At 42.1% G+C, this 15,054-nt stretch carries 15 protein-coding genes; 5 read left to right on the forward strand and 10 right to left on the reverse strand.

The window, feature by feature from the left end:
- Nucleotides 1-8 precede the first annotated feature (8 nt).
- The gene (locus AB3G73_RS11865) at nt 9-1,106 is read right to left on the reverse strand and encodes a leucine-rich repeat domain-containing protein (RefSeq protein WP_321020071.1); all 1,098 of its coding nucleotides are present in this window, start codon (nt 1,104-1,106) and stop codon (nt 9-11) included.
- 118 nt (nt 1,107-1,224) lie between these two features.
- On the opposite strand from AB3G73_RS11865, the gene AB3G73_RS11870 reads away from it, so the two are divergent.
- From AB3G73_RS11870 to AB3G73_RS11885, 4 genes are all read left to right on the forward strand, one after another.
- Nucleotides 1,225-1,650, forward strand: a complete 426-nt coding sequence (locus AB3G73_RS11870; RefSeq protein WP_259021502.1) for a phospholipase — start codon at nt 1,225-1,227, stop codon at nt 1,648-1,650.
- A 102-nt stretch (nt 1,651-1,752) separates the two neighbouring features.
- Complete coding sequence (locus AB3G73_RS11875) at nt 1,753-2,565, forward strand: metal ABC transporter permease (protein ID WP_007757858.1); 813 nt, start codon at nt 1,753-1,755, stop codon at nt 2,563-2,565.
- A 12-nt stretch (nt 2,566-2,577) separates the two neighbouring features.
- Nucleotides 2,578-2,991: a tRNA (adenosine(37)-N6)-threonylcarbamoyltransferase complex ATPase subunit type 1 TsaE gene (gene tsaE / locus AB3G73_RS11880; protein ID WP_195649156.1), complete on the forward strand. Its 414-nt coding sequence runs from the start codon at nt 2,578-2,580 to the stop codon at nt 2,989-2,991.
- On the forward strand, nt 2,988-3,215 hold the full coding sequence (locus AB3G73_RS11885) for an immunity 17 family protein (protein WP_117934321.1): 228 nt from the start codon (nt 2,988-2,990) through the stop codon (nt 3,213-3,215). Before tsaE ends, AB3G73_RS11885 begins: the two co-directional genes overlap by 4 nt.
- 54 nt (nt 3,216-3,269) lie before the next feature.
- Here the strand turns inward: AB3G73_RS11885 and AB3G73_RS11890 are convergent, their stop codons facing one another.
- The 6 genes from AB3G73_RS11890 to AB3G73_RS11915 form a co-directional block, all read right to left on the reverse strand.
- The gene (locus AB3G73_RS11890) at nt 3,270-4,580 is read right to left on the reverse strand and encodes a DUF58 domain-containing protein (protein ID WP_258978275.1); all 1,311 of its coding nucleotides are present in this window, start codon (nt 4,578-4,580) and stop codon (nt 3,270-3,272) included.
- A gap of 89 nt (nt 4,581-4,669) precedes the next feature.
- Complete coding sequence (locus tag AB3G73_RS11895; RefSeq protein ID WP_148365243.1) at nt 4,670-5,644, reverse strand: MoxR family ATPase; 975 nt, start codon at nt 5,642-5,644, stop codon at nt 4,670-4,672.
- An 11-nt stretch (nt 5,645-5,655) separates the two neighbouring features.
- On the reverse strand, nt 5,656-6,927 hold the full coding sequence (locus AB3G73_RS11900; protein ID WP_234132406.1) for a DUF4350 domain-containing protein: 1,272 nt from the start codon (nt 6,925-6,927) through the stop codon (nt 5,656-5,658).
- Entirely contained in the window at nt 6,924-7,541 is a 618-nt protein-coding gene (locus tag AB3G73_RS11905) for a DUF4129 domain-containing protein (protein WP_148365245.1), read from the reverse strand. The genes AB3G73_RS11900 and AB3G73_RS11905 overlap by 4 nt, the downstream gene beginning before the upstream one ends.
- A gap of 16 nt (nt 7,542-7,557) precedes the next feature.
- Entirely contained in the window at nt 7,558-8,496 is a 939-nt protein-coding gene (locus AB3G73_RS11910) for a hypothetical protein (RefSeq protein ID WP_148365246.1), read from the reverse strand.
- Entirely contained in the window at nt 8,477-9,439 is a 963-nt protein-coding gene (locus tag AB3G73_RS11915) for a stage II sporulation protein M (protein WP_367745016.1), read from the reverse strand. The genes AB3G73_RS11910 and AB3G73_RS11915 overlap by 20 nt, the downstream gene beginning before the upstream one ends.
- 101 nt (nt 9,440-9,540) lie before the next feature.
- Here AB3G73_RS11915 and AB3G73_RS11920 point away from each other — a divergent pair, with 101 nt between their 5' ends.
- Nucleotides 9,541-10,266, forward strand: a complete 726-nt coding sequence (locus AB3G73_RS11920) for an RDD family protein (protein WP_367745017.1) — start codon at nt 9,541-9,543, stop codon at nt 10,264-10,266.
- 212 nt (nt 10,267-10,478) lie between these two features.
- On the opposite strand, the gene AB3G73_RS11925 is transcribed toward AB3G73_RS11920, so the two are convergent.
- Genes AB3G73_RS11925 through dnaE form a run of 3 tightly spaced genes read right to left on the reverse strand, consistent with a single transcriptional unit; the run spans nt 10,479 to nt 15,036 of the window.
- Complete coding sequence (locus AB3G73_RS11925; RefSeq protein WP_004307939.1) at nt 10,479-10,814, reverse strand: hypothetical protein; 336 nt, start codon at nt 10,812-10,814, stop codon at nt 10,479-10,481.
- Between the two features lie 41 nt (nt 10,815-10,855).
- Entirely contained in the window at nt 10,856-11,170 is a 315-nt protein-coding gene (trxA, locus tag AB3G73_RS11930) for a thioredoxin (protein ID WP_004307938.1), read from the reverse strand.
- Nucleotides 11,171-11,229: 59 nt separating this feature from the next.
- Nucleotides 11,230-15,036: a DNA polymerase III subunit alpha gene (gene dnaE, locus AB3G73_RS11935; protein WP_195649158.1), complete on the reverse strand. Its 3,807-nt coding sequence runs from the start codon at nt 15,034-15,036 to the stop codon at nt 11,230-11,232.
- Nucleotides 15,037-15,054: the final 18 nt, after the last annotated feature.

Genomic DNA, 15,054 nt, shown 5'->3' on the forward strand with positions numbered 1-15,054 from the left:
GGCAAAGTTCAATTCACCCGCCAATGTTTATTCTGTAATATAGTCTCATCACAATCTGCCGCTCCCGGATTATTCTTGTACATAATCACACATTTATCATAATAAGCGGGATACCCTGTAACATCTGGCAAAGTATTAAAGATATTATTAAGTTGATCTTTATCCAATTTGTTATATCGGCAATCAAGTTTTCTCAAATTATTATTCATTGGGATAGACAAACTCTTTAATTGATTATTATAACAATCCAAATACCACAGTTTTTTATTACCAGATGTATCAAGGTCTGTCAATTTGTTAGAGCTACAATATAATTCAGTCAATGACATTAACTTGTTCAAAAAGTCCAGTTTCCGAAATACACATCCTTCAATATGCAATACACTAATCATATTATCATCATCTATTTCCAAAGCCGACAACTGCGGTGTACCGGTTAACTCTACCGTATGTAATGCTGGTAACTTTTTCAATGAAAGTGAAGTTATTCCATTATCTATACAATACAACGAGGTCAAAAATTCACAATGCCCCAATTTTATGGAAGTCAATTTCGGATTAGTGTATACCTGTACCGTTTTCAGATTCAGACACTCATCAAAATGTAATTCTTCCAAACCCTCCCAATTTCCAATATTCATATATTCCAAATTAGGGCAGGAAGCATTCAAATCTAAGAAACTGCTTTCTTTTATACTATTTAATTCAATCCTCTTCATCCTGGGAAAATCCCCCAAATGCATATTACTTACCGGCATCAACACACCACTAACACTGAAAGCTGTCAATTCCTCTGCCCAAACCCTTACCGTGAAACTCCTTGAAGGCTTATATCTGTATTGAATCGAAGCATTATCGGGATGTTCGATTTTTTGTAATCGTCCATCACCCCATTCGATAGCAATTCGTCCACCACCTGCATTCATTTCTATCACCTTCCATTCACCGCTAGCATCTACCGTGAATTGAATAGTATTTGCATCTGTCAATTCAGGAATCTCGAAGTCGTCCCCAAACACACTTTTGTCTTCACTGGAACAGGAAGAGAATCCTAATAACAAGCATACTCCTATCAAGCTAAATAACAGTTTCTTTTGTTTCATCATGTATGAACTTTAGGTTAGTAAGATACAAAAGTAAGAAAAGAAATAGATAGCCTAACATGATAGAATGCAAATTTATAAGTAACTTTGCACAAATTTGATTTGTAACTGTTATATTGTCATGTGGATACTTATTATAAGTCTGGTACTGCTGGGGATTATCGCGCTGATAGCCGGAATCATCCGCAACAAAAGACTACAAAAGAAAATAGAGAAAGGCGAACTGGACCGTATGCCGGAAGTGAAGGAAGTAGATGTGGAATGCTGCGGCCAACATGAAGTATGCGAACGGGATAGTTTGTTGGCTGCTGTCAGTAAAAAGATAGAATATTACGATGATGAAGAGCTGGACCAGTTCATTGGCAGACCTGGAAATGCATATACGGAAGAAGAGACAGATATGTTTCGGGATGTACTGTATACAACATTGGATGTAGAAGTGGCCGGATGGGTGCGTAGTCTTCAACTCCGTGGCATCGAACTGCCGGATGATCTCAAAGACGAGGTCTTTCTAATTATCGGAGAAAGAAGAAACGGAGAAAGTTGAGAGGTAATAGGTAATAGGTGATAAATGATAGGTGAGAGATGATGGCCTGTTGTTATCATCTAATCACGGTCTTTAATTTTTAATCTTTAATTTTTAATTTACTTGGATTTACTACAATATACATTCTTTCAACACGCCTTGTTGGGTAGTCTGCTGGCAAGCATTGCCTGTGGGATTATCGGTACCTACATCGTTACCCGCCGCCTGGTATTTATCAGTGGAGGAATCACTCATGCTTCTTTCGGAGGAATCGGGTTAGGATTGTTTGCCGGCATTTCCCCGATACTCTCGGCAGCTGTATTCTCGGTTTTATCAGCCTTCGGTGTGGAGTGGCTCAGCAGACGGAAAGATATGCGCGAGGACTCTGCCATTGCAGTATTCTGGACATTGGGAATGGCACTCGGAATCATGTTCAGCTTTTTGTCACCCGGATTTGCACCAGACTTATCAGCTTATCTTTTCGGGAATATCCTGACCATCAATCAAATTGACTTATGGATGCTCGGCATATTGGCACTCATACTGACCGGATTCTTTTATCTGTTTATCCGTCCTATTGTATATATTGCCTTTGACCGTGAATTTGCACGTTCGCAGAAGATTCCGGTAGAGATATTCGAATACGTGTTGATGATGTTCATCGCATTGACTATTGTAGCCTGCCTGCGGATGGTAGGTATTGTGTTAGCCATATCTCTTCTCACCATTCCACAAATGACGGCCAACCTCTTCACTTATAGTTTCAAGAAAATCATCTGGTTGTCCATCGGTATCGGTTTCTTGGGATGCTTGGGCGGATTATTTATTTCTTATCATTGGAAAGTCCCCTCGGGAGCTTCCATCATATTCTTCTCTATCCTGATTTATGCTGTCTGCAAAATCGGAAAGAGTTGTTGCAGGAAAAAGTCATCATAATAGATATAGTATATGGAAATCAAAATTCAATCACTGGAAAGGATCCATGAAGCAGCCCGGGAATTCATCGCTGCTATGGGCGACAACACTGTATTTGCTTTATACGGAAAGATGGGTGCCGGTAAAACCACATTTGTGAAAGCACTCTGCGAAGAATTGGGTGTAGCGGATGTTATCAGTTCTCCTACTTTTGCTATTGTCAACGAATACCGTTCGGACGAAACCGGGGAGTTAATCTATCACTTCGATTTTTACCGCATCAAGAAACTAAGTGAAGTGTACGACATGGGATACGAAGACTATTTCTACAGTGGTGCTCTCTGCTTTATCGAATGGCCGGAACTGGTGGAGGAATTACTACCGGGTGACGCCGTAAAAGTAACAATTGAAGAATTGGAAGACGGAAGTAGAGTGATTAAACTATGACCGGGCAATATATCGTACAAGGAATCTTTGCGCTGGCAGGAACTGTCTCCCTGCTGGCGTCATTGCTTAACTGGGACTGGTTCTTCACAACACGTAATGCGCAAACCATTGTCAGAAACGTAGGACGCAACCGGGCACGACTCTTCTATGGGATATTAGGGATTATCATTATCGGCATGGCTATATTCTTTTTTGTGGAAACACGAAAAGCCATAGGATTATAAGTTCTATGGAATAATAAAGAAGAATAAAAAGTCTGACTATTATTGATATTCATATTACAATAGTTGCCGTGACTTCATCTCCAGATACTTATTAATCACATCAATTGAAAGGTTATCCGGTGTGGTTAATAAGGAATAGATTCCATGTTGTTTCAAAGTAGATACAATCAGCCGCTTTTCGTAAGCAAACTTTTCTGCGATCACGTGACGATAGTAACTTTCCGTATCTTTTGCGGGTTGAGCTATATATTCTTTCAGATCGACATCTTCGAAAAAGACTACAAGCAAGCGATGCTGGCGGTTTAATTGTTTCAGATAAGATAATTGACGGTTCATACCTCCTATACTCGAAAAGTTTGTGTATAGTACTAACAAGCTACGTTTGCTGACATGCTTGTTCAAATGGACACAAAGAGCCGAGAAATCCGTCTCTCCGAAAGTGGTCTGCTGACTATAAAGATTCTCTAGCAAGGTTTGCATATATCCCGGTTGCTTAGAAGCAGGAACAAAAGAATCGAAATGCTCATCAAAGGTCACTAAGCCGGCTTTATCTTCTTTCCGCATGGCAACATACGATAATACCAGCGAAGCATTAATCGCATAATCCAACAGAGTCATCCCTCGGAAGGCTTGCTGCATCACTCGACCTTTATCTATCACATTATAAATCTGTTGGGAACGTTCGTCCTGATATACATTCACCATAAGTCCATGTCGGCGGGCGCTTGCTTTCCAATTAATCGTGCGGTAATCATCACCTTTTACATACTCTTTGATCTGCTCAAACTCCGTATGATGTCCTACCCGGCGAATACGCTTTATTCCCAATTCAGTCAGATTATCACTTATTGCCAACAATTCATATTGATGGAGCATCAAATAGGACGGGTACACTTTAATATCCAGAGGTTCCGCACAAGTATAACGTCGGGATATAAAGCCGATTTTTCCGGTCACAAAAACTCTGATATGACCGAAAGAGTAAACACCACGATGAGTAGGGCGAAGATGATAGGTAACTGTTTTTCCCTCGTTTGCTCCAAGCTTCACCTGAAAGTCAACATCACGTTTCTGAAAGATAAAAGGAATCTCATCTATGATCTCTAAAGATACAGGATGCGAATAACTACTTTCCACCCGAATACTCACTTCATTTTCGTCACCATTGGAGAAGCGGTCGGCACACTGACGGAAAGCGCGGATTCCACGAATGCGATAAAGAGAATATGCATCTGCCAGTACCACCAGAAGCAGGACAAAAAGAGTCCACTGCCCGATGACAAAGAACGGAGCAAAGACGTATCCGCTACCCAATAACAGGATAACTACGACAAGGGCAATATAGAAACGACGAGTTAAAAACAACTGATTAACTGATTAATTAGAAATTAAAGATTAAAGACTGTGGTTAGATTGTAGCAATAAACTATCAACTATCATTTATCAACTATCAACTATTTCGGAACTTCCACTTTATCAATCAAACGTTGTGTCACTTTCACCGGAGAATAACCTTCCATTTCAGCTTCCGCAGTCAGGATCAGGCGGTGCTGAAGTACATAGGGAGCTACAAACTTAATATCTTCCGGTGTCACAAAATCACGTCCCTGCAAAAGGGCATAAGCTTTCGACGATTGCAGCATAGCTACAGATGCACGTGGAGAGGCTCCCAAATATACGGCTTTACTGGTACGGGTCTGCTGCACAATCAATGCGATGTATTGAAGCAACGTTCGATCTACAAACACCTGATTCATGAAAGCACGGAGCGACAGCACTTCTTCTTTGGTAATGGCGGGAGTGATATCATCCAACTTCACCAATGCAGCATTAGTATGATGACGTTCCAGAATGTTCACTTCTTCCTCTAATGAGGGATAATCCATTGTTATCTTCATCAGGAAACGGTCGAGCTGTGCTTCGGGAAGTTTGTATGTTCCTTCCTGCTCTACCGGATTCTGGGTAGCCAGAATCGTATAAAGATCTCCCATCCGATGAGTAGTTCCGTCAATACTGATCTGACGTTCTTCCATTACCTCAAACAAGGCGGCCTGTGTCTTGGCAGGAGCACGGTTGATTTCATCCACCAATACAATATCTGCAAAAATCGGTCCCTGATGAAAATCAAAGCCATTGGTCTTCATATTAAACACAGTCGTACCTAACACATCACTCGGCATTAAGTCCGGAGTAAACTGGATACGACTGAAATCGGCATCAATCAGACGGGCAGTCAAACGAGCCAACAGTGTCTTAGCAACACCCGGAACACCTTCTATCAATACGTGTCCATTCGCCAGAATAGCCGTCAGTACCAAATCGACAGTCTGCTCCTGTCCTACTATGACGCAAGCAATCCGGTCTTTCAACTCTTGTATCTTCTCGGAAAAGAGAGTTAAATCTACTCGCTGTTCTGTATTCTCTTCCATAAATTTCTTCTTTAGATATGATTGATTATTTCATTCATTTTATCAATATACACTTTCATCTGATCCGCATCAATCGTACGTCCTCCGTAAATCACCGGACGTACTTCGCGGATCAGTTCCGCAATCTCTTGTATATCCATTCCTGTTTTCCGGGCAATTCTGTTGAAAGAGCGTTCATCATCTTCCACTTCTTCAATATCTACCTGAATCTCCCTCCGAAGTTCTTCGGCCAAATAGGAAAACTTCTTTCGGACCAGATCCGCATGATCTTTCTTTTGAAAGTAAAGTGTACCTATCAGTTCGGTAAATTCAAGAGATTTATTGGCCGGTTCCTGAATAACAGGGATAGCCCGTTGCCGTCTCTTCGCAGTAAATATCATGAAGAGTATGATGGTAATCATTGTCAGATATAACGCCCAACGAAGCGGCTGGTGTGCCAAAAGATAGCGGAAAGGCGATTGCTGCACCTGTGCCGTCTCCTTCATGTATCCCTCTGTACGAACTATGGGCAGTTTTCCCATCTGTGACAACAGACGGAAAATATAGGTTGCATTCTTGCCATCCAATATACCGTAATTGGTGAAAATCAACGGAGTGGAAACTAAAATGACCTCTCCTTTACCCCACTGACGGGACATCGCTACAGGCATATAAGTAACACTATCCGTGACCAGTGAGTCCGCCTCGGTTTCGTATTTAAATTCATTCGACTCAAGGACTTTTTGTGCCAGCACCCTTTCAGGAAGCGAATCTCCCCAAAAATAAGAAGAGCACAACTGGGGATAAAAATAAAAGGTCTGACGGGGATAAACCGCCGAATCTCCCACCCAACACAGACTGTCTTTTAATAAGAATGAAGTTGCATATTTCTTCAAAGCCATCGGACTGAAATAAGAATAATAAGACCTGAAACTCAAAGTATCTTCCAGATATCTGCCAAACAAGGTACTCACCAGCATGATCTTATCTCCGCGTTCCGCCATTTTCAACAGAGCGTTTACATCAACATCCGACAATCTCAAATTATCAGAGATTACCAATACCCCTCTGCGCTGCGTCGTATCTTCCTGCTCCAACTGATAGAGACTTTTTTTCGAAAAGGTGTAGCCCTGTGGCAAAGAAAAAGACAACAGACTATCGAATATCGCGCATCCGAAAGGTTGCTCATCATAATGTCCGAAAGTGGGCTTCCATACAAAGTTCTTCGGCAAATGATATTCTATTGCAAACATGATAAATAGAAAGGCGGCAATAAAGATAATGAACCAGCGGCTTCCTTTCATGAGACGCCTCCTTTCTTTATTTCTCCCTGTAGAGACTGCATGGTCAGGAAGAGTTCTTCCGTCGCCTCAAAGTTACCATAACGCACCCGCAAGAAATGATTGGTCAGTTGCCGGAATGCCGGCATCCGTACTTCATTAATATATTGGGTAGGTGTTTTATAAAGTTGCCAGTCAATACGTTCTGCGTCACTAAGTTGTTTCAAAGTTTGCAAATAAAGCAAACGTACCGCTTCCCGGTAATCCTGACGGGAAAGTGCCTCTGCAATACCTCCCGGAAAATCCACACCGTAAATTGTATCCTCTTCAATCGTATAAGGCAATGCATTCTTACGAGAGACCATAAACAATTCGGGACGTTTCCGATAGAGAAACCAAACAATCAACAGCAAAATAAAAATCGCAATACATATCAGGATAAGCCCTGAATACTCTTCAGCAAAACGACTGCCAAATATTTTACGCATCAATTCCCCAAACTGCCTGCTGATCCACTCAAAGACATTCATCTCCGGAGTAATCAATTCACGGTTATAGTTGTATGCCGGATCAGACTGCCAAAGGGCAATCTGCACCGTATCACAGACTAATGTATCAGCCGGGGAAGTGAGATTCATTTAGTTGAGGTCTGTTTTAGAGTTTGTCAAAATTATCAATATCACTTTCTACCGTTATGCTATCTACCACTTCCGATGCATGACCGTACTGATAAACCAAGCCGACGATACTGAATATAGCCGACAAGTAAGAACCATACAACATCAGGATAGAGAACAAATATTGTGCGAAGTTCAGTCCGACTGATGAAGAAGTTGCCCCCCCATCACTCATCGTAAAGATCATTTTGACAATATAGATCACATACCAGGGTATAGAAACGATTCCTTGCAATACGCTGGCAATAAGCCCCATCACCAGTAATATCAGAAAGACTCCGCCCCACGTAGCAAATCCTAGCCGGAATGTTTTCGCAAATGCCTCGCCCAACGAAATGTCTTCAAACAAGTAGATGGGAGCCATTAATGCCAAAGGTACCATAAATGCGAATAAAAGCGGGATGGTCAGAATGAGCGTGAAAGGTGTTAACACAGCCAATAGAACAACAAGGATCACCGCAAAGAAGAACAAGAAACCACAAGCAATTCCCATCAGGAACAGCCTCTTGACATTACGGAGCAGCAACGATTTTATATCGCTAAATACAATTCCATTCAGGCGTTCTTCCCGTTCATTGTACAATCGTACCATCGCATAAATCAGGGAAGTCAGCAGCAAACCTCCCAAGCATGAGAAGAAGATCACTCCTGCATAATTCAATGCAAATGAGGGTCCCAGAGCAGCCAATGGATTCTCACCTATTCCTCCTGAAGTCTGCATAGCAGTAAGATCTGTCATACTTCCCATTAAACCACTAAAGTTAGCAGCCTGAATGATGCATATAGGAAGTATCAGATAAGTTGAATACTTAAACAATTGTTTCCAATTCTCTTTTATAAAATCAAAAGAAGCGTTCAACTTCTCACCGAAAGGACGTTTCACATACATCGCAATCTTAGGTTTCTGTGATTCCATGTTTTTTTCTATTTGGTAAATAAATATAGTAGAATATAATAAATGCCAGAGAAGTGAGTATCACACCAAGCCTCAACATATCGGGAAGTTCTGTGTGACGGGTAATAAAACCTTCTATAAAGCCTGCCATAATGAATACCGGGACAGTGCCAATCACTATTTTCAAGCCTCGCTTCGCCCCTCTTCTGAAAGATTCCAGTCGGGAATAGGTGCTGGGAAACAGCCAGCCGTTGCCTAAAGCTAATCCGGCAGCACCGGCCACAATAATCGCCCAAATCTCAAGCGTTCCGTGCAGCCAGATGGCAAGACTGGATTCCCACAACAAATCGTGTTGATAAAAGAAAGTTTGAAAAGCTCCTACCATGATGCCATTGGAAAGAAGCATATATCCTGTGCCGAAACTAGTCAGCAATCCCATGGCAAAACAGTTGAAAGATACCATCACGTTATTAAGCGTAATGCCTAGAAACATCGGTACTTCAGAAGAACCGTTATACACGGCCATGGGCTCACCATTGGCTATATTATCAAGTGTCATATCTACATAACCGTTTCCTAATATCAGCCGGACAAAATCCGGATCATTCGCTGCTGATAATACACCGATTAATGCGCTGGCTACAAAAATCAGAAAGGAGGTCAGTAATTCGCGGCGTGCATCGTGCATGGTTCGTGGCACTTCCTGTGTCCAGAAGGTAATAATGCGTGTCCACTTCTCGCGTTTATTCCGGTAAATCTCGTTATGTAATGCCGAAGCCAGATTATTCAGATAAATAGTAATACGGGAAGTCGGGAAATGTGTTTGAGCAAATGCCAAGTCAGCTGTCAAGTCCGTATATGCATCGGCTAGTTGATCGGGAGACAGACTCGCCGCCCGCTCCACAACCTTCTCTGTCTCCTTCCATTTTTCAATGTTCCGACGAATAAACGTTACTTCTTTCATGCTTTTCAATAGATTTCAGATAAGTTTTGTCCGAAACCGGAAGCAAAAATAAGAGAATTATGATATATTTGCAACGGAATCCTAAAAATGTTTAACCTGAAATGGCAGAATCTACGATAATAACCGGACAATTCGTTCGTATCAGCCAAACGCCAGCCAGTATCGGCGAACGACTGATGGCTTTAATCATCGATTATTTTCTGATCGGGCTTTACATCTTGTCCACTGCCACTCTCTTATCCGAATTAAGTTTACCGTCAGGATTCAGTTTATTCTTTTTCCTATGTATCGTTTATTTGCCGATTCTCGGTTATTCTTTTCTTTGCGAAATGTTCAATCACGGACAGAGTTTCGGGAAGAAACTTATCAATATCCGTGTTGTAAAAGTGGACGGTTCCACTCCCAGTATAGGCTCTTATCTGTTAAGATGGATTCTTTTCCCCATTGATGGTCCCATCACAAGCGGGCTGGGGCTTCTGGTCGTTTTATTGAATAAAAACAATCAACGGTTAGGGGATCTTGCTGCCGGTACGATGGTGATTAAAGAGAAAAACTACCGTAAGATACATGTCAGCCTGGATGAATTCGATTATCTTACCCAGAATTATAATCCGGTATATCCGCAATCGGCTGATTTATCACTCGAACAAGTGAATGTAATTACCCGAACACTGGAATCCAGCGAGAAAGACCGGGCAAGACGTATCATGGCACTTGCTAAGAAAGTACAGGAACTGCTTTCCATTACTCCTCGTGACGGTAATCAGGAAAAATTTCTTCAGACTATACTTCGCGATTATCAGTATTATGCATTGGAGGAAATATAACCAGAATACGCCGTTTCAAACTATTCAGGCGAGGGATTATTCTCACCACAGTGAGAATTAATTCTCATTGCAATGAGTATTTTTTCTCATCGTAGTGAGAACTTTTTCTCATAGGCATAAGAATGTTTGAGAAAAACACCACACAAAAAAGGGGTATACTCACAGAGCACACCCCTTATCTTAATTTTATCTACAATGAGACCGGACGTCGTTTAGTCCACTTGTCCCAGAGAGTTTCCGTATTCCATCTCTCCCTGAACCACAAAAAGGACTTCTTCAGGATCATATTCTCCTACTTCATCCTTTTTGGCTTCTTTTACAATGTAAGCCACAACCTCTTCCAAATCGATGTTGACATAACCATCTTCATCAGGCTGAGCGTCGAGAATGCCACTTTCAGAGTAATACTCGTCGATTAAATCGAGAAAATAATACAATTCGTCGTCCGAGAACTTTTCCTTCAGTTCTTGAGGCAGATAGTTTTTGATAAACTCGATGGTCTTTTCGTCATCGGCATCTGCTAATAAAAAATCGTCTTCCAGTCCCATGGTAATTTAAGTATTAAGTAATAGGTATTAAGTATTATCGACTATAAAAGCTTCTTTACTTTTTCCGCAAATACCGGTTTAGCAACTGCACCTACCTGCTTGTCTACTATTTCACCGTTCTTGAAAAACAATACAGTAGGAATATTACGGATACCATATTCGGCAGCCATATCGCCATTTTCATCTACATCGCATTTACCGATGATTACTTGTCCTTCAAACTCCGCAGCCAATTCTTCAATGATAGGAGCCACCATCTTGCAAGGGCCACACCAAGGAGCCCAAAAATCTACAACAACCGGTTTTCCTTCTGCAAGAACCTCTTTATAGTTGCTGTCTGTAATTTCTAAAGCCATTTTTTTAAGTATTAATTATTAAATGTTATTTTGTTAGCTTATTCTCGCCACAAATATAATCAATTTATATGAAATCCCAGTTCGGGACGTTCCTTTAAATATGTTATTAAATCCCGGCCTACTGAAAGCCTAACCGGACGGGAAATCAAATCAACCGACATATGAGTTACATCAGCATCATCTGTCACCTTGAAGTATAGTTCCGTATTTCCCGGATGTTCCTTTGTCAGAGTAGCGAGTTCAGTGACCAAAGCCGAGTTCAAGACAGACAGGGGAATGATAATCGTGATCTTCTGCACCAGTTCTTCTTTCACGTCGGGAAGAAGTTCCATAGAGGTGATTTTCACTTCCAGCTCATCTTGCCGCCATTGCTTGGCCTGACAGCGGGCCTTAATATACAAGAACGTTCCTTCATTAAGATATCCCTGGTAAGTCACCCAGTCATTTCCCCAGAATGGTATCTCGGTAGAACCTGAATAATCTTCGATCTTGGCGATACCATACGGATTTCCGTTCTTGCTGACTCCACGACGAACACTGGTCACAATCCCTCCCATCGTTATTTCACGACCGACAAGTGCGGCTTTATCTTCCAAATCCGCCATACGTGTATTGCAAACATGTTCTAATACGATAGAGAATTCATCCAACGGATGAGCGGAAAGATAGATACCAACCAAATCACGTTCACGGTTCAGACGGTCAAGATCACTCCAACGTTCTACCCCTTGAGGTATTTCAGGAGTTGCAACATCAATAACATTTTCGCCGCCGAACAGGGAATTGACGGCAGCCGCCTTATCTGCCTGATAACGGTTACCATAACGCATCAATGTTTCCAGGAACACTTCCCCCTTAGAGTTTACAGCAAAATATTGTTCCCGTTTCAGTTCCGGGAAACTATCAAATCCTCCGGCTAATGCCAGACATTCCATATTTTTCTTGTTGCAGGCATTGAGGTTGACACGTTGTACAAAATCAAAGATTCCAAGGAAAGGACCATTCAGCCTGCGTTCTTCCATAATACTTTGCACGGCAGCTTCACCTACACCTTTGACAGCTCCAAGTCCAAAACGAATATCGCCATCATGGTTTACGGTAAACTTCAGGTTACTTTCATTCACATCCGGCCCCAGTGTCTGAATACCCATTGCTTTACATTCGTCCATCAGTTTCGTGATATCGGTAATGTTAGACAAACTTCGACTCATCACAGCCGCCATGTATTCAGAAGGATAATTCGCTTTCAGATAAGCTGTCTGGTAAGCTACCCACGAATAGCACGTAGCATGCGACTTGTTGAAAGCATAAGACGCAAACTTTTCCCAGTCTGTCCAAATCTTCTCAAGCACTTTCGGGTCATGTCCGTTCTTTCTTCCGCCTTCAATAAATTTAGGTTTCATGTGATCCAGCTTGTCACGCAACTTCTTACCCATCGCTTTACGAAGCGCATCAGACTCACCACGGGTAAAATCGGCCAATAAGCGCGACAAAAGCATCACCTGTTCTTGATAGACCGTAATCCCATACGTATCCTTCAAGTATTTCTCCATTACCGGAATATCATACTCAATCGGTTTGCGGCCATGTTTACGATCAATAAAATCAGGTATATAATCCATCGGTCCCGGACGATAGAGGGCATTCATGGCAATCAAATCTTCGAATGTAGAAGGCTGCAATTCACGCAAATACTTCTGCATACCGGCAGATTCAAACTGGAATGTACCAATTGTACGTCCGTCACTATATAATTTATAAGTAGCCGGATCAGAGATATCGATCGCATCGACATCCACCTCAATATTACGACTTAAACGGATATTTTCAACGGCCTCTTTAATGATAGACAAGGTTTTCAGACCGAGGAAGTCCATCTTAATCAATCCGGTATCTTCAATGACCGAACCTTCATATTGAGTGACAAGCATCTTTTCACCTGTTTCCTTATCATCAGCAGTGCTGACAGGTACCCAGTCGGTGATATCGTCACGACAGATAATCGTACCGCAGGCATGCACACCCGTACCACGTACGTTGCCTTCGAGCATTTTGGCATACTTGATCGTATCCCGCAACAGTGGATCAGATGACGCTTCTGCTGCTTGCAATTCGGGAACATAAGCAATGGCATTCGGCAAATTCAGTTTCTTGTCAGGAATCTTGTCAGGAACCAATTTACACAAACGGTCTGATTCCGACAAAGGCAACTTTTGCACACGTGCAACATCCTTGATAGCCATCTTTGTCGCCATGGTACCATACGTAATAATATGCGCCACCTTTTCCTGACCATATTTATTCGTCACCCAACGAAGCACCTCACCACGACCGTCATCATCAAAGTCCACATCGATATCAGGCAAGGAAATACGGTCCGGATTCAAGAAACGCTCAAACAGCAAATCATATTGGATAGGATCTATCTTCGTAATACCCAGACAATAAGCCACCGCCGAACCGGCAGCCGAGCCACGTCCCGGACCAACCGATACACCCAGTTCCTTACGTGCGGCATTGATAAAGTCCTGTACAATCAAGAAGTAACCGGGGAAACCCATTGTTTTCATGATGTACAACTCAAAATTCATTCGTTCTTCGACTTCTTCCGTCAGAGGTTCGCCATAAATTCTCTTAGCTCCGTCAAAAGCTAGTTTTGCCAGATAGTCTCCTTCAAGTTTAATACGATAGAGTTTATCATAGCCACCCAAACGTTTGATTTTCGCTTTCGCATCCTCTTCACTCAATACCACATTGCCATGTTCATCCTGAGTAAACTCGTCGAACAAGTCTTTTTCTGTAAACTTCGCCCGATAGCCTTCCTCCGTTCCGAAATCTTCCGGAATAGCAAAAGTAGGCATGATAGGTGCATGATCGATAGAGTAATATTCTACCTTGTCAAGAATCTCCAATGTATTGCTCAATGCTTCGGGCACGTCAGCGAAGAGTTCATTCATCTCTTCGCGTGTTTTCATCCATTCCTGTTTGGTATAAAGCATACGGGTAGGATCATCCAAATCCTTACCGGTACTCAAACAGATCAAACGGTCGTGCGCTTCCGCATTCTCTTCATCTACAAAGTGAACGTCATTCGTACAAATCAGTTTGATATTGAATTTCTTAGCATACTCTATCAGATGCTTATTCACATTCACCTGTAACGGATAACACTCGTGATTGGCACGGGGGACAGTCGCTTTATGGCGTTGTAATTCCAAATAGTAGTCATCCCCAAACAAGTTCTTATACCATTGTATTGCTTCTTCGGCTTCTGCAAATTGTCCGGCAGTAATCCGTTTCGGCACCTCACCACCAAGACAGGCCGAACAGACAATAAGTCCTTCGTGATATTTCTCCAGTTCGCTACGGTCAGTACGCGGACGCATATAATAACCACGCGTCCACGCGTGCGATACTAATTTGATAAGGTTGTGATAACCTGTTTCATTCTTAGCCAATACGATCAGGTGATAACCACTCTGGTCGGGCTTGCCTTCTTTCAGGTCCATGGTGCGGCGTGCCACATACATTTCACAACCGATAATCGGTTTGAATAGTTTGTTTTCCGCTTCCACAATCTTAGCTTTGCAAGCAGCAATCTCCGCCTCCTTATCCTCGCACTCTATCGTGCCGGCCTCAATTCCTGCAATTCGCTTCTTCAGATCCTTGACTTCACCTTTCGGACCACTGTTCTTTTTATTGACGTAGTTCGTAAATTCCTTGATACCGAACATATTCCCATGATCGGTCACGGCAATACCCTTCATCCCATTCTTCATGGCTTTATCGACCAGACGAGCTACACTAGCCTGACCATCCAACAAAGAATATTGAGTATGGACATGTAAATGAACGAAATCCTGCATAATGATAAGTAGTTAATT

Origin of the sequence: Bacteroides sp. L008 (assembly GCF_040812255.1) — a bacterium.
In the GTDB taxonomy this organism is placed as follows: Bacteria; Bacteroidota; Bacteroidia; order Bacteroidales; family Bacteroidaceae; genus Bacteroides; species Bacteroides vicugnae.

Bases quoted from the DNA above. Each gene is read 5' to 3' on its own strand.
- AB3G73_RS11865 (WP_321020071.1), bottom strand. From the start codon at position 1,106: ATGATGAAACAAAAGAAACTGTTATTTAGCTTGATAGGAGTATGCTTG.
- AB3G73_RS11870 (WP_259021502.1), top strand. From the start codon at position 1,225: ATGTGGATACTTATTATAAGTCTGGTACTGCTGGGGATTATCGCGCTG.
- tsaE (WP_195649156.1), top strand. From the start codon at position 2,578: ATGGAAATCAAAATTCAATCACTGGAAAGGATCCATGAAGCAGCCCGG.
- AB3G73_RS11885 (WP_117934321.1), top strand. From the start codon at position 2,988: ATGACCGGGCAATATATCGTACAAGGAATCTTTGCGCTGGCAGGAACT.
- AB3G73_RS11895 (WP_148365243.1), bottom strand. From the start codon at position 5,644: ATGGAAGAGAATACAGAACAGCGAGTAGATTTAACTCTCTTTTCCGAG.
- AB3G73_RS11900 (WP_234132406.1), bottom strand. From the start codon at position 6,927: ATGAAAGGAAGCCGCTGGTTCATTATCTTTATTGCCGCCTTTCTATTT.
- AB3G73_RS11905 (WP_148365245.1), bottom strand. From the start codon at position 7,541: ATGAATCTCACTTCCCCGGCTGATACATTAGTCTGTGATACGGTGCAG.
- AB3G73_RS11910 (WP_148365246.1), bottom strand. From the start codon at position 8,496: ATGGAATCACAGAAACCTAAGATTGCGATGTATGTGAAACGTCCTTTC.
- AB3G73_RS11915 (WP_367745016.1), bottom strand. From the start codon at position 9,439: ATGAAAGAAGTAACGTTTATTCGTCGGAACATTGAAAAATGGAAGGAG.
- AB3G73_RS11920 (WP_367745017.1), top strand. From the start codon at position 9,541: ATGGCAGAATCTACGATAATAACCGGACAATTCGTTCGTATCAGCCAA.
- AB3G73_RS11925 (WP_004307939.1), bottom strand. From the start codon at position 10,814: ATGGGACTGGAAGACGATTTTTTATTAGCAGATGCCGATGACGAAAAG.
- trxA (WP_004307938.1), bottom strand. From the start codon at position 11,170: ATGGCTTTAGAAATTACAGACAGCAACTATAAAGAGGTTCTTGCAGAA.
- dnaE (WP_195649158.1), bottom strand. From the start codon at position 15,036: ATGCAGGATTTCGTTCATTTACATGTCCATACTCAATATTCTTTGTTG.